Origin of the sequence: Anaeroplasma bactoclasticum, assembly GCF_003550015.1 — a bacterium.
GTDB lineage: Bacteria > Bacillota_I > Bacilli_A > Acholeplasmatales > Anaeroplasmataceae > Anaeroplasma > Anaeroplasma bactoclasticum.
This window is the reverse complement of the sequence record NZ_QXEV01000002.1, coordinates 204,039-230,246: the sequence shown is the minus strand read 5'-3', so window position 1 is coordinate 230,246 and position 26,208 is coordinate 204,039. Positions and strand designations below refer to the sequence as shown.

Annotated in this window: 23 protein-coding genes and 2 pseudogenes; 2 read left to right on the top strand and 23 right to left on the bottom strand. The window is 27.4% G+C overall.

The genetic code is table 11. The annotated features are described in order from the left end of the window. Window positions 1-268, top strand: a 268-nt coding sequence (locus EI71_RS10320) for a hypothetical protein (RefSeq protein WP_211321000.1), incomplete at its 5' end; no start/stop codon positions are given. Between the two features lie 23 nt (window positions 269-291). Here EI71_RS10320 and EI71_RS01920 read toward each other — a convergent pair. The 6 genes and pseudogenes from EI71_RS01920 to EI71_RS01890 form a co-directional block, all read right to left on the bottom strand. Beyond that, the gene (locus tag EI71_RS01920) at window positions 292-615 is read right to left on the bottom strand and encodes a hypothetical protein (RefSeq protein WP_119015557.1); all 324 of its coding nucleotides are present in this window, start codon (window positions 613-615) and stop codon (window positions 292-294) included. Between the two features lie 116 nt (window positions 616-731). Beyond that, window positions 732-1,748 carry a hypothetical protein gene (locus EI71_RS01915; RefSeq protein WP_119015556.1) on the bottom strand — a complete coding sequence of 339 codons (1,017 nt, stop codon included), beginning with the start codon at window positions 1,746-1,748 and terminating at the stop codon, window positions 732-734. Between the two features lie 109 nt (window positions 1,749-1,857). Beyond that, window positions 1,858-2,880 (bottom strand): hypothetical protein, encoded by a 1,023-nt coding sequence (locus EI71_RS01910; protein ID WP_119015555.1) that lies wholly within the window; start codon window positions 2,878-2,880, stop codon window positions 1,858-1,860. Window positions 2,881-3,232: 352 nt separating this feature from the next. Beyond that, window positions 3,233-4,979, bottom strand: a pseudogene (locus EI71_RS10510) (CotH kinase family protein). 61 nt (window positions 4,980-5,040) lie between these two features. Continuing rightward, complete coding sequence (locus EI71_RS01895; RefSeq protein ID WP_162849680.1) at window positions 5,041-5,613, bottom strand: hypothetical protein; 573 nt, start codon at window positions 5,611-5,613, stop codon at window positions 5,041-5,043. A 225-nt stretch (window positions 5,614-5,838) separates the two neighbouring features. Then, on the bottom strand, window positions 5,839-6,894 hold the full coding sequence (locus EI71_RS01890; RefSeq protein ID WP_162849679.1) for a nucleotidyltransferase domain-containing protein: 1,056 nt from the start codon (window positions 6,892-6,894) through the stop codon (window positions 5,839-5,841). Between the two features lie 158 nt (window positions 6,895-7,052). Between EI71_RS01890 and EI71_RS01885 the strand changes: the two genes are divergently transcribed. Continuing rightward, entirely contained in the window at window positions 7,053-7,583 is a 531-nt protein-coding gene (locus EI71_RS01885; protein ID WP_211320999.1) for an acyltransferase, read from the top strand. 26 nt (window positions 7,584-7,609) lie between these two features. Here EI71_RS01885 and EI71_RS01880 read toward each other — a convergent pair whose 3' ends face one another. The 17 genes and pseudogenes from EI71_RS01880 to rfbF form a co-directional block, all read right to left on the bottom strand. After that, window positions 7,610-9,088 carry a nucleotide sugar dehydrogenase gene (locus tag EI71_RS01880; protein ID WP_119015550.1) on the bottom strand — a complete coding sequence of 493 codons (1,479 nt, stop codon included), beginning with the start codon at window positions 9,086-9,088 and terminating at the stop codon, window positions 7,610-7,612. Between the two features lie 98 nt (window positions 9,089-9,186). After that, on the bottom strand, window positions 9,187-10,353 hold the full coding sequence (locus tag EI71_RS01875) for a glycosyltransferase family 4 protein (RefSeq protein WP_119015549.1): 1,167 nt from the start codon (window positions 10,351-10,353) through the stop codon (window positions 9,187-9,189). Window positions 10,354-10,368: 15 nt separating this feature from the next. Further along, a complete protein-coding gene (locus EI71_RS01870; RefSeq protein ID WP_119015548.1) occupies window positions 10,369-11,883 on the bottom strand; it encodes a lipopolysaccharide biosynthesis protein in 1,515 nt (504 codons plus the stop codon). Further along, window positions 11,870-12,832, bottom strand: a complete 963-nt coding sequence (locus tag EI71_RS01865; protein WP_119015547.1) for a phosphoribosyltransferase family protein — start codon at window positions 12,830-12,832, stop codon at window positions 11,870-11,872. Before EI71_RS01865 ends, EI71_RS01870 begins: the two co-directional genes overlap by 14 nt. Window positions 12,833-12,972: 140 nt before the next feature. Beyond that, window positions 12,973-14,004, bottom strand: a complete 1,032-nt coding sequence (locus EI71_RS01860; protein WP_119015546.1) for an NAD-dependent epimerase/dehydratase family protein — start codon at window positions 14,002-14,004, stop codon at window positions 12,973-12,975. Further along, window positions 13,997-15,531, bottom strand: a pseudogene (locus EI71_RS10585) (oligosaccharide flippase family protein). Before EI71_RS10585 ends, EI71_RS01860 begins: the two are co-directional and overlap by 8 nt. 50 nt (window positions 15,532-15,581) lie before the next feature. Further along, window positions 15,582-16,694: a sugar-transfer associated ATP-grasp domain-containing protein gene (locus EI71_RS01845; RefSeq protein WP_119015544.1), complete on the bottom strand. Its 1,113-nt coding sequence runs from the start codon at window positions 16,692-16,694 to the stop codon at window positions 15,582-15,584. A gap of 21 nt (window positions 16,695-16,715) precedes the next feature. After that, a complete protein-coding gene (locus EI71_RS01840) occupies window positions 16,716-17,621 on the bottom strand; it encodes an ATP-grasp fold amidoligase family protein (protein WP_211320998.1) in 906 nt (301 codons plus the stop codon). A gap of 176 nt (window positions 17,622-17,797) precedes the next feature. Further along, window positions 17,798-18,901 carry a UDP-galactopyranose mutase gene (gene glf / locus EI71_RS01835; RefSeq protein ID WP_119015542.1) on the bottom strand — a complete coding sequence of 368 codons (1,104 nt, stop codon included), beginning with the start codon at window positions 18,899-18,901 and terminating at the stop codon, window positions 17,798-17,800. Window positions 18,902-18,911: 10 nt separating this feature from the next. Beyond that, window positions 18,912-19,664, bottom strand: a complete 753-nt coding sequence (locus EI71_RS01830; protein ID WP_119015541.1) for a DUF4422 domain-containing protein — start codon at window positions 19,662-19,664, stop codon at window positions 18,912-18,914. Between the two features lie 3 nt (window positions 19,665-19,667). Continuing rightward, window positions 19,668-20,594, bottom strand: coding sequence for an O-antigen ligase family protein (locus EI71_RS01825; protein WP_211320997.1), 927 nt, complete (start codon window positions 20,592-20,594; stop codon window positions 19,668-19,670). Window positions 20,595-20,968: 374 nt separating this feature from the next. Next, window positions 20,969-22,057, bottom strand: a complete 1,089-nt coding sequence (locus EI71_RS01820; protein WP_119015539.1) for a glycosyltransferase family 4 protein — start codon at window positions 22,055-22,057, stop codon at window positions 20,969-20,971. 20 nt (window positions 22,058-22,077) lie between these two features. Then, window positions 22,078-22,869: a DUF4422 domain-containing protein gene (locus EI71_RS01815; RefSeq protein WP_119015538.1), complete on the bottom strand. Its 792-nt coding sequence runs from the start codon at window positions 22,867-22,869 to the stop codon at window positions 22,078-22,080. A gap of 9 nt (window positions 22,870-22,878) precedes the next feature. Further along, window positions 22,879-23,457: a dTDP-4-dehydrorhamnose 3,5-epimerase gene (rfbC, locus tag EI71_RS01810; protein WP_119015537.1), complete on the bottom strand. Its 579-nt coding sequence runs from the start codon at window positions 23,455-23,457 to the stop codon at window positions 22,879-22,881. Between the two features lies 1 nt (window position 23,458). Continuing rightward, a complete protein-coding gene (locus EI71_RS01805) occupies window positions 23,459-24,367 on the bottom strand; it encodes an NAD-dependent epimerase/dehydratase family protein (RefSeq protein WP_119015536.1) in 909 nt (302 codons plus the stop codon). A 1-nt stretch (window position 24,368) separates the two neighbouring features. Further along, the gene (gene rfbG, locus EI71_RS01800) at window positions 24,369-25,430 is read right to left on the bottom strand and encodes a CDP-glucose 4,6-dehydratase (RefSeq protein ID WP_119015535.1); all 1,062 of its coding nucleotides are present in this window, start codon (window positions 25,428-25,430) and stop codon (window positions 24,369-24,371) included. A 1-nt stretch (window position 25,431) separates the two neighbouring features. Continuing rightward, on the bottom strand, window positions 25,432-26,208 hold the full coding sequence (gene rfbF, locus EI71_RS01795; RefSeq protein ID WP_119015534.1) for a glucose-1-phosphate cytidylyltransferase: 777 nt from the start codon (window positions 26,206-26,208) through the stop codon (window positions 25,432-25,434).

Sequence of the window (26,208 nt, the reverse complement as noted above, 5' to 3'; positions counted from 1 at the left end):
TAAAAGAATTCAAGTCTTAAATACATTACTAACATATGTAATGTTTTTTAGCAATGTCATAAATATGAAGGCTGTAGGAAAAGCAATAAGAAAAATCAAAAAACAAATAAGAGAAAAGGTACTATTTTGGTTATATAGAATAAGCGATGGAATAAAAGGGGTTATTTCATTTTTTAGCAAGGACTTAATTTCAATAATTTACCCTAAAAGAAATAAGCGAAGACGAGATTTGTGGACTGTAATGGGGGTCAGATTTGACATCTCCTAAAATTGACAAAATTTCGTATGAATTTAAAAATGGGGAAACTCAAATTTATATTCTTTATTACATATATTATTAAATTGTTCTTTTAATATATAATAATCCTTTTTTACTGTAGTTAAGAATTGATACATAGTAATTAAATTAGCTATAGATACATCCTTTAAAGATAGATTTGCAAGTAGTCTTGCAAATGTATTTTTCATAAAGTATTCTTTAATATTGATATTGATCTCATTAATATTTTTAGGTGTAACTATGGATAGCGTTCCGCTATCATCCCTTAATACTTTAATTTCTAAAGATTCTTTATATATAATTGTATAATCATCCTTTAACATAAAATTTAGCATAATAACACCCCAAATAACATATTTTAATATCTATGATTATATTTTACTATTAGTAGATTATTTTATAAAGATAAAAAGAAAAACTCCTAAAAAGGAGTTTATGTAGTATTAATTTCTTATACTTCAGTAATAGTAAAGTTAGATTTTAATACATCTTCTGGAATTTGATAAATTATACGATTGGTACCAAAAAGAGTCGGTTCAGTTGCTGTAACAACCCTAAAGCAATGGAATGGAAAATTGTTATTATATAAGCCACTTGATTCTTTAAGTGTGTATTCTTTTGCATTATCTAGATTTATAGAATTATCTAATAATTCATTTTTTATTAAATAATATTCTGTAAAGTCTTCATGTTTCATATCTAAATAATAAATTCCTAAGAATTCATTATCAGCTACTGAAATGTATTTATTATATGAGTTTCCATTCATCATAATTTTACAATATGCATAATTATCGGATACATATAATTCATTATCTGAATAATGTATTATCATTCCTAAAGAAGGATATCCCTCTTTATTAGAATAAAATGCTCCATTCATATAAGTTAAGAAACTTGAAGCTATAGATTCACCATATGAACTAGAAACGCTAGTATAAATATCTGCCTTACCAGATACCTTAAAATTTGTTACATTAAGTCCATAGTTATCCATTTCATAGTATTTATAACCATCTAAGCTAATGCTTGTTTTAACTATAAAATTATCATCCTTTAAAACAATCTTAGTTTCTACTTCATTGGTATAAGTTAAATCATTTTCTTTAAAAATACATTTTTCATAATACCAATAATTTTGATTCTTATAATCAATAATCGTCTTACAATAAGTAGTTCTTGTATAATCCTTAGAAATACGATAAGACTTAGATACTCCTACTATAGAAGAATATCCATTTATATATTCTTCTAAGCCTTTAGAATCCGCTTCATAATCATATGAAGATACACTTTCAATAAATTCAGTCTTTTCTTCACCAGTTAATAATTTCGCATTAGAATTCACTTCTGGTATTGTTAATTCAAAATCTTTAGATGTACTTAATTTTTGATCTTGGCCAGAGCAAGATGCAAGTGCAATACCACTAACTACAATACCAAATAAACCAATTAATTTCTTTTTCATATTTTTTTATCTCCCTCTCAAATTTTTAATGCAATTACATATTAATACTAAATAACTTTTCTGTCAAATAATATACCCAAAAGAGATGGATACCATCTCTTTTGTAAAGCTAATTTTCTTCTACTTCAGTAATAGTAAAGTTTGATGCAACTACATCAGCTGGTATTGTAGAAACTAGCTTATAATTTCCCAAGATAGATCCAATCGTAACATTTCCAAATTGATAAAATGGAAACTCTTTATGCTTATAATAATAGTTTTCTTCATAAGTGTATTCATTTGCACCATCAAGATTTATTGAATCATCTAATAAACTATCCTTAATTAAATAACACTCATAGAATTGTTCTCGGTCAGTACGTTTATAATAACTACCTAGAAATTCATTATTCGATATAATAACTTGTTTATTGTCGTCATTTTCTAATTTACTATAGGTATAATTATTTAATGAATATATATCAATAGATGAATCCTGGCCTCTATTTACTAAAGAAGCATATCCTTGACTTAAAGAATAAAAGGACCGATTCCAAGAAGGTAATTCAATAAATATATATAAATCATAATTACTAGATACGGTTGTATAAATATCTGCCTTACCAGTTATTCTTGAAACTAATGCATATTCATAGCCATCATCACTAGATTCCCAGCCACTTACGTATTCATGATTATTTAAGTTAATACTTGTTTTAACAAGAAAATTATCATCTTTATATACTATTTTAGTTTCAACTTCATCTGTATAAGTTACATCATTTTGTGTACGAATAAATTTTTCATAATACCAATAGTTTTTATTCTTATAATCAACAATAGACTTAAAATATCCAGATAGAGTATAATCATCCCCCAGATAATTCGTTTTAGCTACAATTACCATGGAAGAATATCCATTCATATATTCTTCTACCTTTGCTTCATCCGATGATTCATAAATATGAGAAGAATTTTTCTCTATGAATTGAGTTTTTTCTTCACCAGTTAATAATTTCGCATTAGAATCCACTTCTGGTATTGTTATATCAAAATCCTTTGATGTACTTAATTTTTGATCTTGGTATCCGCAAGATGCAAGTGCAATACCTAAGGCTGCAATACCAAATAAACCAATTAATTTCTTTTTCATATTTTTTTATCTCCCTCTCGCATTTTTAATGCAATTACATATTAATACTAAATAACTCTTCTGTCAAATATTTTTTATAACACAATTATAAAATATCATATATATTTATATATATGAAAAGGACAAGTCATCACGACTTGTCCTTTCCAATATATGTGTATAACTCTCGCCATAGAAAAAGGGAATTTCTATTAACTAATACTATTATACCCTATTCTTTTATTATTTCAAGTATACTTTTAATTTTCTATCAAATTGATAGTTTATATATCATTATGATAGAATTTTTATAACAATATGCTTTTAGATATGTTTTCATATACTTTTTTTAAATAAGGCTATTTTTATTATATCAACTATCAATTGGGATAGAAGCATTTTCTTCTGTTTCAATAACTACTTCAATATCTCCTTGAATACCATTAATTCTATATATATTCTTTTCTTTATCTAAGCACTCTATGCTAGTAATTAAAGTATCATCATTAACTCCTACTGATTTTAATTTATAGCCATCAACAACATTAATTTTTAATATTATTGCACCAGAACCATCCTTTACTAATGCACCAGTAGATAAATCTCTACTCCACGCATTATTAAGTACAATGGTAGGATTTAATGTGTCTAAAGAATTAAACACTTGAACCATATATGTATCGCCATTACTAATTCCTATGGAATAGGCATCATTAGATGCATTTACATAATAATTATATACATAATCTAAAGATTTATGTAACCAATCCATTAGCCATTCTACCTGCCCCATCCAAGTATGGATTTCAACAAGTTCCGTTGGATTTGGCCATACATATTTTTCTAATATGTCCCATTTAATAAAATTCCTTTCAAAAGAATTCTTAAGATCATCTGTTTCTTTCAAAATATTATTAAATAATTTACATATCTTTATATAATTATCCTTTAAATAATCACTGACTAGATTTTTAAATTCATCTATTTCAAGTAGTTTATTATACCAAGGGTTTCTTTGTTTTGCCCACAATGTTAAATAACTATTTGCTGGATCTGAAATATTATAATTATAATTACCTGAGCTAATATCAAAGTCCCATAAAGGTCTAGATTTTAATTTTCCATCTTTGTCTTTATATATAAAAACTAGAAACAGATACGTCTAACATATTCATTATTTCATGAACAATATATGTTTTTGCAAAAGAATCAACATCAATATAATTCTTAACATCTTCATAGTTTTTACTTAATATTGAATTAAATGAAGTATTTAAATACTCTTTGATATAATTCGTAAATTCTACGGTATAAAGAGGATCATCAGGTTCTGGAGATTTTATTGCATAAGGATATGAATTTAGCTTAAACCAATCCTTGCCCTCTTCTATTCCTTCATCTGGTGCTCTTCTATCTAATTCTAATAGATAACCTGTATTAACATCTCTATAGGATTCATCTATTTCAACTCTATTTTCGCCAACCTCATTTTGTTCACAAACTAAATAGACACCTAAATACTCACCATTTAAGAATAACTCTATAAATTGAGTAGATGTTACATAATCCGATTCTAATAATTTACCCATGGAATATGCGATATAATTTCTTATCATAGATTTATCACAATAATTAGCAATCAATGTCCATGTTTTGGCTTTACCATTACCAAATAAATCTATTTTCTTATCAAATTTTAATTTATATGGCTTTTTAGCCATATTCCAAGTTGAATTTCCTCTACCTTTTATTTTTCCACTTAAAGAATCAAAGCAGTATTCATATAAAGCATTAGAAACAGAAACATTACAATTAACATATTCATCCTTAGAAATAATTGGAGCATTATCTTGTGTATATATTTCCATTATAGGTAATTCATAAGCATCAATTTCAAAATTAGCAACTAATACTGTATCTTCTGTAGGAGTTATACGAATCGTTTCATCCTTTTCTCCATTCGACCAAGATACAAATTTATATCCAAGATTTGGTATAGCAGTAATCTCTTCTGATTCTTCATTTTCAAGTAGAATTTGGTTAGTATTACCCTCGATATGACCATAATAGGAATTATTTGGTAATGCAGTAACATTGTAAGAAATTATCTTTTCAATCACTTCTTGTTTAACGATTACCTCACCACAAACCTCACAATGGGAACCTTCTGTTAGACCGCATTCATAAATCGTTGGGGGCAACCATAGGGTCCTCTACAACTTTATGACCAAGTGGGGCAATTTCCTCCTGTGCAATTAGTACTTTTCCACATGTTTCGCAGTGGCTACCTTGTGTCAACCCTGGTTTTGTACAGGTTGGGGCAACCATAGGATCCTCTATAACTTTATGATCTACCATTGCAATTTCTTCTTGCGCAACGAATACTTTTCCACATGTTTCGCAGTGGCTGCCTTTTGTCAAGCCTGGTTTTGTACATGTTGGGGAAACTGCTAAATCCTCAACATAATGATGTCCTAATGGATCTATTACCTCTTGCGACTTTAAAATCTTGTTACACACCTCGCAATATATCTCTGGTGTTAAGCCTGGCTCAGTACAGCTTGGTGCAACACCAAAAGCCTCTTTTTCCTTGTGTCCTAAAGCCTCAATCACCACCTGTGCTTCAAGAATTTCACCACAATCCTTACAATGGGAGCCATCAGTAAGTCCACTATCCGTGCATGTTGCTGCATATCCTTTATCGATAATAATATTTTGATGCTCGCATTTCTTTGAGCAGCTTGATAGTATCAATAAAAGAAATATTCCAAATAAAAAAACAACACTTTTCCTCATAATTGCACGAATACAAGCATTTAGATTATTCTAAATGGTGCTCCTTTCAAAATTATTCCATTGAATAAATTTCAATTTCTATAATTATAACACAAAATCACCGTTTTTGCGTTGTTATTATTAATTTTATGCACCACAATTATTTAAAAATACTAAAAAAGAACTGGTGCTAACAGTTCCTTTTCATTCTTCTTTCTTTATCTTTTTTGCATATTTATATTTTTTAATAGAATATTTTAGTTTTACTACTCCATAATAAAACCAGTGATGAATATATAAGAATGGTAATAATATATAGCCTATTTTATGTCTTAATATAGAATATCTATTCTTCATATAAGCTATATTAGGGAATACTTTTTTGAATAACCATTTTATCGTTGAGTCATGCTCAAGCTCCCTTTCCATCATTTGATGCATAGAGCCATAGGTTTTATCATGTAATAGCTTATTAGTGAATTCTTTATATTCTTCTTTTTCTGTGAATAAATCTTTTATATATTCTTCTAAATAGATACAATCGTCATAAAAGCTAGTCATTTTATATATTTTATGAATGTATTCATAATCTAATTTATTATTTTTTAAGAATAAATATAAATCAATAAAATTCCTAAAGCCAATACCATATTCCTCATAATGCTTTAAAAGATGACAATAATAATATAAATATTCATCTTCTTTTCTTTTAAAGATATATTCATTTGAATTCTCTATTTTCATCATTAATGAAAATGGATTCTTAAAATATGATCCTCCATATTCCTTTTGTGAAATCAATCTATAATGAAGTTCTATATTAAATGGATTTTTAATATAGCCTTGATCATGATTTGTAAATTCTCCCTTAGAATAGCCTAAATCTATTAAGATTTTACCTGCCTTATAGAAATCCTTTTTATCTACTAATACATCAATATCACACATAAATCTTAAAAAGGATTTAGGATAATATTTTCTTAAATGAAATCCCTTTAATATGGAATATTTAATTCCATTATCATCCATTAATTTAATGAATCTATTATATTCTATATCGAGCATGGAATCATATAAAATATAAGCATTAAATTTTGATTGTATTTGTTCTTTTATATCTATAGATGTATTTTCATCCATAGATAGATATAAAAAGGGTAATAGATGAGATTCATTTGCAATTCTTAGAGAATCCTCATCAACTACATATTTCTTATTCTCATTTTCTATTACTGATTTTATACATTCAAATACAACCATATACTTAATCTCCATTACTGATATTATACAATAATATATTAGATATTTTAAATAACAAAAATGATTTAATAATTTTATATATAAAAATAATAAGCGTGTAAGTTGATTCTTCTTTTTATAAATGATAAAATACATTCAGTTTAGATGTGAGGTATATCATGGGAAAATTAGGTAGACTATTTAAAAAAATGCATATTAAGAATTTAAAAATGTATACTGTTTTCGGAAGAAAAAAGTATATGAAGCATTTATGTAAAATATATAAAAAATATGGAGTACAATTTGAATCACAATTACCAAGATTTATTGCATCAGATGTATATTTTGATACAACTGCAAAAATATTTATTGGAGAAGGCACAACTATTACTTCAAATTGCTTACTTTTGACTCATGATCATGCAATTGAATATGGATATTATGCATGTGAGGCAAATTATAATAAAGAATTTAGAATTCAAAAAGAGATAAGAATTGGAAAATGGAGCTTCATAGGACAAAGAACCATTATTTTACCAGGAGTAACTATTGGAGATAATGTAATCGTTGGTGCTGGTTCTATTGTCACAAAGGATTTAAAGAGTAATGGTGTATATGCTGGTTCTCCTGCAAAATTCATTTGTTCCACAAGTGATTATTACAAAAGACGAAGCGAAATAGATAAAGAATATATTGTAAATACAAATTAAAAGATAGGCAAGCTTGCCTATCTTTTTTAATCTCTTCTAAATAAATCTCTTGTATATACTTTATCTTCTACATCATCAAGTAATGGTTCATATCTATTCGCAACAATAACATCTGAGATGTTTTTGAAATCATTTAGATCATGAATTACTTTATTTTCAAAGAAATATTCATCCTTTAGTGTTGGTTCATAAATAATTACATTAGCGCCTTTAGCTCTTAATCTTTTAATTACACCTTGAATGGCAGATTGTCTAAAGTTATCACTATTGGATTTCATAGTTAATCTAAAAATACCAATGGTTACAGGCTTACCTGGAATTCCACCTAATCCCATCTCATAGTCAAAGCCAAAGAATCCAGCCTTAGCTAAGATTTCATCAGCGATGAAATCCTTTCTAGTTCTATTGGATTCTACGATAGCTGAAATTAGATTTTCTGGTACATCAGCAAAATTAGCCTTTAACTGCTTTGTATCCTTTGGAAGACAATATCCACCATAACCAAAGGATGGGTTATTATAGAAATTACCAATTCTTGGGTCTAGGCATACTCCATCAATAATATCTTTAGTATTTAAACCCTTCGTTTCAGCATAAGTATCTAGCTCATTAAAGTAAGCTACACGAAGAGCTAGGTAGGTATTCGCAAATAGCTTTACTGCCTCTGCCTCAGTTAAGCCAACAAATAAAGTTGGAATATCTTCTTTGATTGCGCCTTCCTGTAAAAGTGATGCAAACTTCTTAGCATAGCTAAGTAGCTTTTCATCTCCCTTAGGGTATCCAACAATAATTCTTGATGGATATAGATTGTCATATAATGCTTTAGATTCTCTTAAGAACTCTGGAGAGAATAAAATATTATTTGTATTATATTTCTTTCTTACACTTCCAGTGTAACCTACTGGAATTGTAGATTTAATAATCATAATTGCATTAGGGTTAACACTTAATACTAATTCAATTACCTGTTCAACATATTTTGTATCAAAGAAATTTCTTTTAGAATCATAATTTGTTGGAGTTGCGATGATGACAATTTCTGCATTCTTATATGCTTCCTTCGCATCTGTAGTTGCAACTAAATCAAGTTTCTTCTCCTTCAAATATAATTCAATATAATCATCCTGAATAGGAGATATATGATTATTAATCTTTTCTACCTTTTCAGGTATAACATCAACAGCAGTTACATGATTATGCTGTGCAAGTAATACAGCTAAGGATAATCCTACATAGCCTGTACCTGCAACTGCAATATTTACTGGTTTAGAATCAATACTCTTTACCTTTTCCTCTTCCATAAAATAATTAATAGGTTCTAGATCAAATAATTCACACAATAATTCTACTTTTTCAATAGATGGCATGAATTCATTTTTTTCCATTTTACCTAAAATGATTCTAGAAATACCAGTTTTTTCTTCTATATATGTTTGAGAATACTTTTTTTCTTTTCTTAATTTATAAATATCTTTTGCAAACTTCTCCGAATTAAACTTTTTCATAGTTATCTCCTTGTTTGAAATAAAAAAATTCAAATAGATTATATATCCATTTGAATTTTTAGTCAAATAATTTTGTTATGAAATTCTTTGTTACATTTTTATTTATACAATTCTAAATATTTCTTAATTGTATTATCAATTTGATAACAATCAATACTTTTTTCTATTTTAGTTAATAAATCATTTATTACGTTTGTATCTGCAACAGCTTTTAATGCATTCGATAATTCATTAATATTATTAGGATCTACTTCTAATCCACCTTTTATATTAGATATGATTTCATGGATGCCACCATAGTTTGTGCCAATAACAACACAACCATTAATCATAGCTTCAATTACAACCATACCAAATGGTTCTACCCATAAACTTGGTACAACCACTATATTGGAAGATTCATATTCCTTATATAGTTGTTCTTTATTGATTTTACCTAAATAAGTAATATTTGAATTTTTACTCGTAGCTTCTATTACTTTATCCTTTAATGGTCCATCTCCACATATTTTAAGCTTATATTTATTATCTTTTAATAAATTGAATGCTTCAATTAGATTTAAGATACCTTTCTTTTCAACTAATGTTCCAGCAAATAAATATGTGTATTCATTTATATTTTGATTCTTTTTCTTATTGATTAATTCAAAGGTTTTATTTAAATCAAATTCAATTCCATTATTTACAAAATGGAATTTAGCATTTTTAAATAAATTAGATTTTTTAGCAACATCTAATGTGGCTAAAGATGGGGCAGTAACTATATCAACAAATTTAGAGTATTTCTTAAAATAATGCTTATGATACATTTTGAATAAGAAATTCTTACTCTTATAGCTAAAGCCATCAAAGAACCAATAATCTCTAACAGTTTGAACTTCCTTAACACCTTTTTCTTTTAGTGCCTTCCATACAATTGGAGATAGTCCATATAGATTGTTCAAATGGGCTACATCAGGCTTAAATTCATCAATTACTTTTATTAATTCTTTATAAATGGTTTTATTATTTGTTTCAACCAATTTATTCTTTAATTTTTGAAAGAAATTACCCTTATCATTGATTCTAATATCTACATTAAATTTACCAGGATTAGCTCTATAGATTTTTACTCCATTAACTTCTTCATCTTTTGCATGCTTTAAACAAAACACCATTACATCGTGTCCTGCTCTTTTCATACCTTCAGCAATTAATTGAGTAGATCTTTCAGCTCCACCAATAATATTAGGATAATAATAAGAATTAATAACTAATACTTTCATAGATAAAAATCCTTTCTATGATTTATACATATCTATATTGTATACTTTTCTATTCATTCTTTTAAATACGATATACATTGGTCCTTGAATCAAACCAAATATAGCTATAGATACACCTAAATTTATAATCATATTTACTATAAGATTCTCTACATTAAATGGTATAAAATAACAGATTAAACAACTTATAGTTGTTGATATAATAAAACTTACACCAAAGATTATGTATTTCTTTGGAGAATATTTGGAAATATTCTTAAAGAAAGTAATTGTCTCCCAGGGAATATCAATTAATACCATAGATAATATTGTAGAAATTAAAATACCATAAATACCTATAAAATTAACTAATATAATATTAACAATTAAATTGAAGATACAGGATACAATTGGTTGTATCTTATTATCCTTCCAAGCTCCAAAGGCATCTCTATACATGATAATTGTTCTTCTTATCATATGTAAATAGAAATAAATACAGAATAAAATAACTGTAAAGAAATCAAACATTAATTCTTTTCCAACCCAAAATTCAACAAACAATTGATAAAGGTTGAAAAAGCAAATTGTGCAGAAAGAAACAACAACACAATTTATCAAAAATACTCGATTAAAGAATCTTTCATTTTCTTCTTTTGTTTTTACAATTAATGAATTACCAACACCAGCGCAAAGTGATGTAAAAATAATTATAATAAATGCGGATATCGCACTTAATAGATAATAATAATTATTGTAGTTAGACAATACAACAAGTCCCAAGAATGCAGAAATTACAATATTGTCAGCACTATTAACAACTACTCCACCAACCTTATGGCACAATAGTGCTGCCATATTGGTTTTAATTTCTTTTCTTACATCTTCATCAAGCTCACCAGTTGGGGTGATATCTTTATATTTCTTTTTTACGTAAAAGTATTTTATTACATTTAATAGTAATGTAGTAATAGGTAAAAATATAATGAATAAATAATAGTTAGGATGTATGATTAAAACAATAATTTGAGCTGCATATAATAAAACATTTACAATTAGGTTTGCTATAGAGTTTATATCTTCTCTTTGATATGCAGATAAAAGAGATGCTCTATAAGCTAATCCAAAATAGCTTATAAATGTATTTAATACATATATTCCATATAGAATATATAAATTAACTGAGCTTGGAACATCATCTTTCACCAAGAATTTCAAAAATGGTAATACAGCTGCGCCAGCAACTAAAATGATTATACTGATAATATAGTATATTTTTCTATAATACTTTAGTATTGCAGATAATTTACTCTTATCATCCTGTGCAACTGGTTTATACATAGAATAAACCATTGCAGTTCCAAAGCCTAATTCAGCTAAGCTTAACACTTGCAAAATGGAAGTAAATAAGCTTCCTAAGCCTGAATACTCAGAGCCCATTATTTTAATAAGAAGAGTTCTAATAATAAATGGACATACTAATGAAACAATCTTAAAGATAAAGCCCCAAGCAACGCTAATTCTAGCGTTTCTTTCTTTATTTAGTACCATTCTTACGATTCTTCCTTTTCTTATTTAAATAACGAACTAATCTAAACTTTAATAAGAATGCCTTAAAGCCTCTTTTTCTAGATTCCATCTTTAGATATTCTTTAGAACCATCATACATATAATTATTCTCCGTGCAGTAAACAGGCTTACCAGATATTTTATTAATATCAATAGCCTGATTTATTTCACTTTCAATGAATAATTCATCCTTACTATTCTTATATACTTCTGCCTTAAATGAAGCATGAAGATTCTTTTCTCTTCTTTCTTCTGCAGTAGCATTTAGCATAACTAATTCATTATATTCAATATTATTTTTCTTTAACCATTCTTCTGTATAAGATCTATACTTTTCTAAACGGCTAGTTACAATCTTATCAATCTTTACAGTAGGAAGCATCTTTACTTCTGCATTTTTGATAAAATCAATATATTTATCTCCATCATCATTTTGTTCATTAGTAGGATCAATACATAATACTCCATCAATGTCGAAGCAGCTATTTGAAATTACTCCCTTATGATGGAATAGATTCCATTCAAAGACTCTAGGTTGAGGTAATATTTCAAAGAATATATCAACCATTTTCTCTTTTCCTGGTTCAACATAGGCTGCTAAATATATAAATTCTACATCTTTAATGGAAGACATTTTTTCCTTACAACTAATAATTGATGCACCACTAGCTACTGAATCTTCTACAATCAATACTTTCTTACAATCCTTGGGTAGCTTTGGAGAAACATTTTTTGTTTTTCCAGAAGCGATTAAGCGATTATCTAAGTATCCATTTAGATCTGTTAAAGTCTTATTCATTAATAAAGCAATCATATTTGCAACTAATAATCCAGACCTAGGAACACCAACTACTAAATCAATGTCCCAAGGAATGTTTTGTATATTATTTTCAATTAATGAACTCAAATCTGAAAAACTACGATAATTCATACCTTAACATATGCATCCTTTCATCAAAACTTAGCAATTTGTTAACATAAGTTAACAGTTTGCTACAAACATAAGTATTATACACTATTTCAAATAAAAATAAAACACCATCAAATAATGGTGTTTATGAAAGCGTATTGTTATTTACACTCTACTTTATAGAATTCTTTGTACCACTCTGCAAATTTTCTTAAGCCTTCTCTAAGTGGAGTTGCAGGCTTAAATCCGAAATCTCTTTCTAAATCAGTAGTATCTGCATAAGTTACAGGTACATCTCCAGCTTGCATTGGAACTAGCTTCTTATGAGCTTCAAAATCATAATCCTCAGGTAATACTTTAGCTTTGATTAATTCTTCTTGAAGAATTTGAACAAAGTCTAATAGACTTTCTGGATGATTATTTCCAATGTTATAAACCTTATATGGAGGAATTGGTAATCCATCCTCCCCATCCTTCTTTTCAGGTGCCTTATCAATAACTCTTTTTACACCTTCAACTATATCATCTACATAAGTAAAATCTCTTAAGCAGTTTCCATAATTAAAGATTTGAATAGTTTCACCCTTAATTAATTTATTTGTGAAACCAAAGTATGCCATATCTGGTCTTCCTGCAGGTCCATATACTGTAAAGAATCTTAATCCAGTACATGGTATATTATATAACTTTGAATAAGCATGAGCCATAAGCTCATTGCTCTTCTTGGTTGCAGCATATAAGGATACTGGATTATCTACTTTATCATCTGTAGAATATGGTACTTTCTTATTAGATCCATACACACTAGATGATGAAGCATATACTAAATGCTTCACAGGATAGTGTCTACAAGCTTCTAGAATGTTATAGAATCCAATTAAATTAGAATTAATATATGCATCTGGATTTGTAATTGAGTATCTAACTCCAGCTTGGGCAGCTAGATTAACTACAATATCAAAATGCTCACACTCAAATAAATCCATTAATTCCTTTTTATCTACTAAATCCATTTTAATGAATTTAAAATTAGAATATTTATTTAATTGTTCTAATCTCCAATATTTAATATTTACATCATAATAATCATTTAGATTATCTATAGATATTACTTGATCACCTCTATCAAGTAATACTTTACATAGATTGGAACCAATAAATCCAGCTCCACCAGTAACTAAAATTTTACTCATTTTCTAGTACTTCCTTTTTTTCATTAGATTCTTCAATACTAATTTCAACTAAAGGTTCTTGTTTAGATTCATTACCTTTTTTTAATTTCTTTTTAACATAATTTATTATATTATTTCTATAATCTTTTCTTAATAAGAATAATCCTATTACAACTAAAACATATACTGTTCCACCAATAATAATTTGAATGATTAAATCTATAGTTGAATCATTAAACCATCTTTGAACGAATATAATCGTACCATACATTATTCCTGCAGCAATTACAAAAGGAATCATTGATAAGAACATCTTTTTAAAATCTATGTTTTTTCTACAAACTATTGTTTGGGATACTGTTCCAACCAGTTCAGCTGAAACTGTGCCAATTATAGCTCCATAAATTCCAATTACAGGGATTAAAATACAAGATAAAGCTATATTAAGGAGTGCAATGATTGCTGTAATAATAATATATGCCATATCTTTTCCCATCGGAATTAAATATTGAGTTCTTATCGCTTCACCCAAAGATAATATTAGTATTATAGGAGACAAACATTTTATAATATTTCCACAAACCGCAAATGCATCACCATAATACTCTACTACAAATAAATCCGAAACTGCAATTAATCCAAGAATTGCTCCAAATGCTATAAAAAATGTAAAATAAATGGATAAGTTAAAATACTTCTTCATTCCTTCCATATCATTTTTGGCATAGCATGCGCAAGATCTTGGAAATAATACAGTTCCAACAACAACAATGATTGATGTCGGAATTTGAATAATTTTATATGAATATTCATAATATGCAACTTGTTCTTTTTGATCTGGAAAAAACCAACCTAATAATGTTTTATCAAATACTGTATAGAGGGTTGATGCAATTACTGCAATTGATAAAACAAATAATGGTTTAATATGTTCTATACAATCTTCTTTTGAAAACTTGCATGGTTTGATAGATTTAAATGCTTGCGGTAATAAACAAACTTGTCCTAGTAAAACAGATGTAGACATAATTAATGTGTATAACCATAAATGCTCAGCACTTTTTATCAACACAAAAATCAAGGTTGTTGAAATTATTTTAATTATAAAATTTTTAAGAACTACAGATTTAAAACTTTCCAAACCATAGAAAAGCCATGTAATATCAAATAATGCTGATAAAACATAAAATATTTGTAATATATATATATAGTTCTATCATTTTGTTGCAATAATGCAAAAATGGTATATGCACTAATTGAAATCAATGAAATTATTGTATGTACAAAATATAGACTCCAAAATGTCCTTCTAAGAGCATATTCATTGTTTTTTCTTGAAGCTATAACCCTTTGTCCATATTTTGAAATTCCAAGCATAGCAGCAACGATAAAATAATATGCAATTGAATACGTAAATGTATATATCCCCAAGTTTGTATCTTGTAAAACACGTGTTAAATACGGTGCAGTTACAAGAGGAATTACAAGTACTACAAATTGATATAAAATTTGAAAAATAAAATTCCTTTTTAACCCGTTACTTTTCATAATTAAACCTTTTACATATAAATCAATACAAAATATACATTTGCATTATACTAATATAATTTTTTATTCTCTTTTACCAACCTTAAAACCTCAGCTGTGTTTTCTCCAAAACCTGATACACCATGTGCCATTTGAATTAGCCAAATAGACCCCCCTATCATATTCCCCTCAATTAAAACTACATCTTCATTTTCATCTAAAGTTAAATCCCAATTAATACACCCAATATGAGGTATTAGACTTTGAAGTTTAATAGCGGCTTCAATTACTTTTTGAAAACTACTAATTTTATAATTTTCAAAAACAATATTTGTATCAGGATGAGAATTATATTTTTCATTAAACTCTGATACTGCTGTTCGCAATAAAGAGCCGTCATCTTTAACACCTATAAAAATTCCTCCCTGATGTGCATTATCAAGGAATTTGCCATTTCTACCTATTCGTAAAATAATTGGCATATAGTATATCTTTCCTTTTAATATATATGTAATGACTCTAAAAGTATTCAATGATGTTGGATTCAAATTATATAAATCTTTACTGTTTTTGACAATTTCTTGGATAAGGAAATCCTTTTTATAAATTTTAAGCAACTCTTTATATTTATCTAGACTATCAATTTCTTTATTATATATAATAGAACACCCTTGTCCAGAACATGAATCTATAGATGGTTTAATAAAAAAATTATCCAACTTAGATACAATAGAATATGATTCTTCTAGTGATATAGTAGTTCTATTTGAGTCTGTAATAATTCCATTTGCACATCTAACATATACCCTTGGAGATTTAATATTAATACTATTTCCTATTATGTCAATAATATTTTTATCACTTAAGCATTTATAATAGTGCGGATTGTTTACCAATCGTTCAAAACCAGGAATAAATAATAATTCAGGGAAAAACTTATAATCAAATTTTCCACTTATTGCATAATACTCTTTGTGCCAATAGTATGGAATCTTTTGGCCATAATTTTCTTTAAAAAAATCATCAATTTGTTTCTTTTGATTTTTCGTTAATGAAATTGTGTTTTCTATCAATCTCCTTCTTTTTTCTTTGATTTTTTTTATCTCATATTTCTTTAATCTTATACATTTTATAAAATCATAAAAATTCACAGAACTTGATTTTATTATACTCTTTATACTCATATAAAACCCCTAACATGTCAATCATTTTAAATGTTGAATTTTAGTTATGTCAAAAAACTTACCAAATTCATAATCCCATTTTCTTGGTTCGAATGGAGTTAAACCTGCAAAATGATAAAAAGTCAATTCACCAAAATAGATTTTTCCATCAATATTATACAAATCAACACGAACATGAGGAAAATCTTTTGATAATATTCTACATATATCTAGCATTCTTTCATAATTTTTAGGTTTTTTAGGCCTATTTAAATTATTTTTGTGACCTTGTCTTACGTTTAACCAATTAAAATTAATATCATAAAAGTCAAATTTAACATCAATATCTCTTTCAGTACCTACAAATAAAAACTCAGGTTCTCCATTAAAACAAAAAAATTTATAATCTGCAGGAGAATGACCATCTAGTGTATCTATTAATTCTTCAACTATAATTTTATTATTTTCAGAATAAGCTGTTTCAAGCGCCCAATGAACACCATCGAACATCTCTTTTTTAAAACTGGATAGTTTTTCTTTTAACTTATTTATATTTATGTTTTTTTTATCTTTACAAATGTATACTCCACCAGAATCTAATGTGTTTTTTACAACAAAACTATTTGGCAAAGAATTATAATCAATATCTTCAATATTACTATATGTGCCTATCGTTTTTATAATAATATCATCTAAATTCTTTGATAACACATATTTCTTAGCATTAATTTTATCTACTACAAAATCCATTAACTCGTTGTGATAATTTAATTTATACCAATTTAATTTTTCATTGAATGTTTGTGGATCATTTAAATTCATCTTATATTTTAAGCAAATTTTCCCCAAATTAATTAAATACTTTTCCGGATTATTTTTTGATTTTTTTATATGAATTTTTACATATGTTTTTTTTCTAAAAGACTCAATTAATGTTCCATTTTTCATCCTTTGTAATATTTTTTTTACTATCATATTATTTCCTATCTCCATATACATTTATATTTAAAACAATTTTACAAAATTTCCCGTTACATATGTTTAATATTGGATATTCTTTTATACTTTACTTATTTGCTTTAAAATATATTTAGATTAAGCATTATTTTGTTTTCACATATTCATTAAATATTTTTTAAATAATCTAATGCTTCTATTATTACCTTATCCATATCATAGTATTTATATTGGCCTAATCTTCCACCAAAATGAACATTAGTCAATTTATCAGCATCATTTTTATATTTCAAATACAATTCATTATTTTTATCATTATTTATCGGATAATAAGGCTCATCCCCTAGTTTCCATGCAACTGAATACTCTTTAGATATAACCGTTTTAGATGAAGTTGTATCAAATTCAAAATGCTTATGCTCGATGATGCGTGTATATGGTATCTCATAATCCGTATAATTAATTACTGCATTACCTTGGTAATTTGATTCATTTAATACTTCAGTTTCAAATTTTACTGTTCTATACTCTAATGGTCCATATTTATATTCAAAAAATTCATCAATTGGTCCAGTATAAATGATATTTTTAGCAATAGTTTCGAATTCTTTTCTATTATCAAAGAAATTAGTATTTAATTTAACTTCAATACCATCTAACATTTTTTTTATAATTTGAGTATACCCACCTATTGGAATTCCTTGATATCTATCATTAAAATAGTTGTTATCAAAAGTAAATCTTACAGGTAATCTTTTTATGATAAAAGGAGGCAACTCGGTACATGGTCTTCCCCATTGCTTTGCAGTATACCCTTTTATCAATTTTTCATAAATTGTAGGACCTACAAGATTTATTGCTTGTTCTTCTAAATTCTTTGGCTCAGCAATATGAAATTTTGACTTTTCTTCTTCAATTTTATTTTTTACATCATTAGGTGTAAAACATTCTGGCCAAATTTTAGTAAATGTATTCATATTAAATGGTAGATTATACAATTCATTCTTGTATCGAGCAACAGGTGAATTAATATAATTATTAAATACTGCAAATTGATTTATATAATCCCATACTTCTTTATTAGATGTATGAAATATATGAGCTCCATATATATGAACATTAATACCTTCAATATTTTTCGTGTAAATATTCCCAGCGATATTATTTCTTTTATCGATTACCAAACATGTATATCCTTTTTTATTTAATTCATATGCGCATATTGAGCCATATAGCCCCGAACCAACTATTAAATAATCGTAAATATCCATATTAAATCCCCTATAACCAACTTTTTATTCTTCTAAAAAACTTCTTTAAAGCTGAAGAATCATCATTTATTATTACTGACAACTCTTTTACTTTTTTCTTGTTATGAACTATCCATAAATTCATTAATCTCTCTGCCAAATACCCAAATGCACGAACTGTATTCCCCTTTCTTGAGGAAACATCAATTTTGCTTTCGATTAACATTAAAATAGGAAATAAAAAAGAGCAGAATGAATCGAAGACTTTCTTTTCACAAATAATCATATTAAATGGATAATAATAATTTAACTTTTTTATTGCACAAAAATCATTATAATAATCATTAAAATGTGTCTTTATTACATTTTCCAAAATTAAAAAGTCATTAAAAATATGATTCCCAAGTGATTCCCCATACTTATAATCTTCTTCAACATTAAAACGTTTCAAATAATGCTTTTTTGGAAGAATTACATCATATTTTCCAAAAATTTTCTTAATGGTTTTTCCATCTATCATTTTGTCATTAAACAGGCTAATTTTGGGATTTCTAAAAAATCTTCTATAATGTTCTAACCCCATAATAGAACTTTTTGAATTTTTCCAAATCCAATAAATTGCAGTCAATTCACAAAAAGTACTATTTTTATCACTTATATTTTCACCATCATAATCATAATAATCACATTGGAAAATTTTTTCCCCTACATGAATTGTTTTCCTAAGTTCAGAATCAATATTTAATTTTGTCTCTTTATGACACACAACATATATACTACACATATATTAAAACCTCAAAAAATCATTTTGCTTTAACAAGTTTTCAAAAAACAAACTTATATACAATATGGCAAGTGGCTGTAAAAAAGTAATAGAATATGAATCACCAATAAATAATACAACAAAAATACTTGCAAGAACATAATTACTTGTTTTTTTAAGAATATTCTTCAAATGCAAAAATGCATATAAATATTTCCAATAAAAAATAATAAATCCAACTATACCGTAACAGTATAAAATTTCCGTATAGTTATTATGAGAATATACCTCTCTACCAAATACATAGGCAAAATCATATGCAAAACTATATATACCATGGCCCAAAATAAATCTATTACCCATATTATCCATGGCTAATTCTACCATTAACTTTCTTTCGATAATAGAGCCATCTTCATTATTATTTATAAATGAATTAAACATCGACTCAATTCTCTTCCCAACAAAATTGTATAATATTTCATTATTTACAAATAAATAATATGCACCAATTATGGCGATTGCTGAAAACAATATAACAAGTAAAATCTTTGGGCTTCTTAAATTTTTAAAAAATATAATTAAAAACAAAACTAAAATCGGTTGGATAGTACTTTTTCTAGTGCCTGAAATAAGTACACCGAAATATAGAAACATAGACAAGATAATCCATAAAAAAATCTGCTTTTTATATATAAAAATTAAAATAAATGATGAAAATATAGCATAACAACAAAGTGCACCAAATTCAACATCGGAGCCATAGAAATCAGAGCCTATACGGCCTTGTCCTAGTGATCCAATATTGCTTAGTATGACAATAAATGCCGATACACTCATTCCTATAACGACCCCCGCAAAAAAGGAAGAAATATTCAATCCCCTATTCTTCGACTGAAATACTGCCATACCAATAAACACACCAGGAATCATTCGTTCGATTACTACCATATACGATGAATCATTTGATGTATAAATAAGTGATAAAAACACAAACAAAAAGAAGATTATATACCAATAAAATCCATTAATTGCTACTTTTTTTGAAATAATAAAGATGTCATAGAATAAATAAAACAAAATAATTATTAAAAAAAATAAACGTATATATAGACTCAATTTGGTATTAGTATAAAACACTGAACAAAAACCCATAATAAATAAAGTCAACTTATAAAAAATAGTGGTTTTATCTGTCATAGGATTATCTATATTTGAAATATTTACATAATTCTCCATGAAATTTCAAACTTTAGATTCATTTTAGATCTAAAATTTTTCTCCTTTCTAAAAAATTCTGCTTTAAATAAAAGAATCAAAATAAACTATTCAATTATTTCCGAGTATAAATCTATATACTTTTTCCCCATATTCGTTGAATTAAATGAACTTGATACAATTCTTTCTCTATTATTCGAAATAATATCATCAGGAATGCTATCAATTGTTTTACTTAACTCATCAACATTTCCTAACACATAAGAATAATATACAGCATTGATTTCTTCTAACACTTCTAAATGCTGTGGGATACTTGAAACAATAGGTATTAATCCCATAGATAGTGCCTCTAACAATGAATTTGGTAATCCTTCTGATTCTGACGAAGAAATAAAGTACTTACAACTATTCAAATATTTTTGAACATCATTTGTTTTTCCAACAAATATAACATTCTTATACTCATTAAATTGCATTTTTAAACCATCAAGCAATTCTCCATCACCAACTATGTATAAAATGGAATTTTTACTTATATTTGATTTCAAAAAACCCTCAATGGATTCATGAATTCTTTTTCTTGAAATTATGCTTGATAAACATATATAATTATTATCTCTATTATTGCAAGAATTACTATCCAATGAATACTTATCTACATCAACACCATTTTGTATATAAATAAATTTTTTAGCAAAACCATATTTATCCCTCATCAAACCAAGTAGGGATTTGGAACAAGCAACAACATGTTTACATTTTTTTAACGCACTTAAATGAATACTATATGCAATCCATGCTTTAATAAAATTCATTCTTGAAAACAAGTCTTCTTTTGGAAATACTCTTAAAGAAATAATATGTGGAATGTTTGTTTTCGTATGTGCCTTTTCGCAAATATAATCTGCTATAGTTCCATATGAATGAATTAGAGATACTTTATTATTCTTGATATATTCAGCTATCTTCTTAGGACCCTTAATTATTGCATTTATAAAAGATTCTAAGTGCAAGCATTCTACTTTAACTCCATTAGCAATATAATTATCTTTAACCGAATAACAATCAGTTTCATCAAATAAAGTCAATACCGATACTTCATACTTTTTCATTGCAGCCTTAATAATATATAATGTTTGATTTGTTGGCCCGATTTTTGGTAAATCAGATAAAACAAATAATATTTTTTTCATAATAATCTTCCTGCCAAATTTTAAAAACTTTTATCATATTTTATGCTGAAAAATTTTGCTTTTAAAAAAGCAATTATTTTTTTTAATTTCTTTTCGCCTTCTATAACTTTCAACTTAATTTCTTTGTATGGGTAATTATTTATAATTAGCCAAGTATCTAAAAGAAACTCGGCTAAATATCCACAAAAACGCATTTCATATTCAGTTCTATTTGAAATATCAACTCTTTTTTCTAATTCAAATAAGATTGGAAAAATAAAAGAACAATATGAATTAAAATACTCTTTTTTCATAATAAAGCAATTAAATATATGTGCACTTCTACACTTTGACACAATATTAAATGCATCATATGCCTTTTGATTTTTTTCTTTTAAAATTTGGCGCAATACATCATAATCATCATTACCATGTGTATGTTTGAAGTGCGACTCAATTGTCTCGATAAAGTAATTTCTTTTTTTAGGAATAAGAATATCATTATCCTTTAATAAATCAAGAATCTCTTTTTCATTTAAAATTTTATTTAGTTTTTTATTTCCCCTATTCTTATTCTTTTTGCTTACAAAATATCTACGATAATGACACACTCCTGCATATTCTACATTTGAATTTTTCCAAACCCAGTACATTGTACTTAAATCAGAATAATATTTATGTTTAAACGAAATATTATCTCCTGTATTATCACCTTGATATCCCAAAACAGGAGCGCCTTCATCAATTCCAACTTGAACCGGAATATAAATGTCATCCACCGGAAAGTTATATTTTTTATGTGTTGAAACATAGATTTTTAATTTATCATTCATACAAATACCTTATTTCAAAAATTCGTTATAATTCTCTATAAACTCTTTAAATGATTGCAAATTATCATCCTTTATAGAGTTGATGACTTTATCTTTTCCACCTATTTCATCATATGGCCATACGATTCCTAAATCAGGATCATCGTATCGAATTCCTGAATCATATTCACCATAGAACTTTTCTGAACATTTATAAGATACAATTGAATCTTCTATTACTAAATAACCATGTCCGAAGCCGGCTGGAACTAATAATTCATTCATATTCTCTCCACTAAGGTAAAAGCCTTGCCATTTACCAAAAGTAGGGGAGTCTTTTCTTAAATCCATAATTACATCATATACTTTTCCAGAAACACAACGAACTAATTTTGGTTGTTGCATAATATTCTGAAAATGTAATGCACGTATAACTCCCTTATGAGATATTGTATAAAATACTTCTTTTAAATCATGATAAATGCCATTTTGTTCAAATACCTCTTTAGAATAATCTTTAATAAATCCACCTCTATTATCATCTGCATAGAATGGCTTTATTAAATATGCATCTTTAAGGTCTAGTTCTATAAACTCCCATTTTTGCATATTAATCTACTTCCTTTAACCATTCGATTGTGCGTTTTGTACCATCAGCAAAGGATACTGTAGGTTTAAATCCACAATCATAAACTAAATCACTAATATCAAATGTATTAATATCAACATTTACACCTGTAAATGGTACATTGCCAAATAATGGTTTATTATCTTTTGCATTTGCATCACACATTTCAATAATAAACTCTTTTAATGGTCTTGCATTACCAGAACCAATCATATAACCCTTATTAGCTTTTCCGTGTAAACCAACTAAATAAAATGCATTTGCTACATCGTCGATGTATACAAAATCATAATTTTGTGTACCTGCTGTAAATTCAAGTGGTTCATTATGAATAATCTTTCTTAATGTAGTATTGATGAATCTTGGAGACTTTTCCCCAACGCCATAGGCGTTAGTGATATATGTCCAAATTAAATCAATACCAAGCTGATTGGCAATTGGCTTACATAATTCATGTGCTAATACCTTTCCTACACCATAAATATATGCTGCACCTGGCTTTGAGCCTTGCGCATACATTGCGGCATGTACTTCATATTCCATAATAGTTCCTGCACAAATAAATTTTTGGCAGCCAATTTCATGGGCAGTTCTTAAACAATCCACTGTCCACATCGCATTTTTAACTTGAACAGCCTCATCACATCTTAATGGACCAGCGGATCCAACCCATGCAAAATGATAAAATACATCATATGTTTTAGCTATTTTATCTTTTAAAGAAGCTATGTTATCTATAGATAATTCTAATGTTTCAATTTTATCATTTGCTTCTAATCTAGATGGATTAAAAGATAAATCTATAGCTAATACTTCAATATTATTTTCAACAAGTTTTTTTACTAAATTAGAACCAACAAAACCATTAGCTCCTGTAACAATTACTCTCATACTACTTTACCTTAAAGAATTCCTTTATTTCTCTATCCATTTCAAAAGGTACATCTTCTTTATTGTTAAAATATACCTTTGTGAATTCTACTATTTTTTTCATACATTCTTGGATGTGCCATCTAGGTCTCCAACCAAATGTATCTTTAATCTTCCAGTTATCAAGCTTTAAGAATGTAGCCTCATGTGGACCACCATCATATCTAGATACCCAGCTTACACCATTACCCCAAGTTTGGCAGAATAGTGCAACTAAATCTCCTGTATTAATGCAGTCACAATCATCAGGTCCTACATTAAAGTATCCTTCAAAATCTTTATTTCCATATTGTTTTTCACAAATACATAGATAAATATATAAAGGCTCTAAAACATGCTGATAAGGTCTTGTAGAATATGGATTTCTAACAACAATTTCTTGATTCTTTTCTACTGCTCTAATGCAGTCTGGGATGATTCTATCTTTTGCAAAATCACCACCACCAATAACATTACCTGCTCTAGCAGTAGAAACAGATACATCCATATCCTTAAAGAAGGATTTTTTATAAGAATGAGTTACTAGCTCACTACAAGATTTAGAATTACTATATGGATCATATCCATCTAGTGGTTCTGTTTCTTTAAATGCATGATCTGGCATATCTTCATTAAGATATACCTTATCTGTAGTAACATTTAGGAATGATTTAACAGATTTAGTTAATCTTACACATTCACAAATGTTTGCTGTACCCATAACATTTGTTTCATATGTGTATAGTGGATTCTTATAAGATTCTCTTACAATAGGCTGTGCAGCAAGATGAATTACAATTTCAGGTTGGAATTCATCAAATACACTCTTTAAGTGTTTATAATCTCTTATATCACCAATAACATGCTTAATCTTATCTTCTACCTTAGCTAAAGAGAATAAATTAGGGTTTGTTGGTGCCCCTAAGGAATATCCACAAACTACTGCACCTGCATTAACTAAAATTCTAGTTAACCAAGTACCCTTAAAGCCTGTATGACCAGTAATTAATACTTTCTTGTCTTTATAAAAACTTAAGTCTAACATATTATTTCTTCCATACCTTCCAAGGACAATTATCAGATATATATAAATCCTCAAGTTTCTTCTTTTCATTCATTGTATCCATACACTGCCAGAATCCTTTATGAACATATGCGTTTAATTGACCCATTTTGGCTAATTTTTGAAGAACATGCTTTTCTAAAATAGATTCATCATTTTCAATCATACCTAAAACAGCTGGTTCTATAACCATAAATCCAATATTAATTAAGTCACCATCCAAATCAGATTTTTCTCTAAAGGCATTAACTTGTCCATTCTTCTTCATATCAACAACACCTTTAGATTGACCAAAGTTATACACAGTTATAGTAGCAAGCTTACCAGATTTTTTATGGCATTCAATAACTGCATTAATATCGACATCTCCAACTGCATCACCATAGGTTAATAGGAATGGCTCATCATTCAAATACTTACTTGCACGTAAAATACGTCCACCAGTTTGAGTATTATTGCCTGTATCAACAACAGTAACCTTCCAATCAAACTTTGGAGCATTAAATAAATGTCTGTCTCCTGTTGCAAAATCGAATTGAACATCATTTGTATACATATTAAAATGGGCAAAATACTCTTTTATCACTTGTTGTTTATAACCAGCACAAACCACAAAATCATTAAATCCATTTGTTGCATATATTCTCATGATATGAACTAAAATCGGATAATTCCCAATTTCAATCATTGGCTTTGGTTTTAAATATGACTCTTCAGAAATCCTTGTTCCAAGTCCACCAGCTAGTATTACTACCTTCAT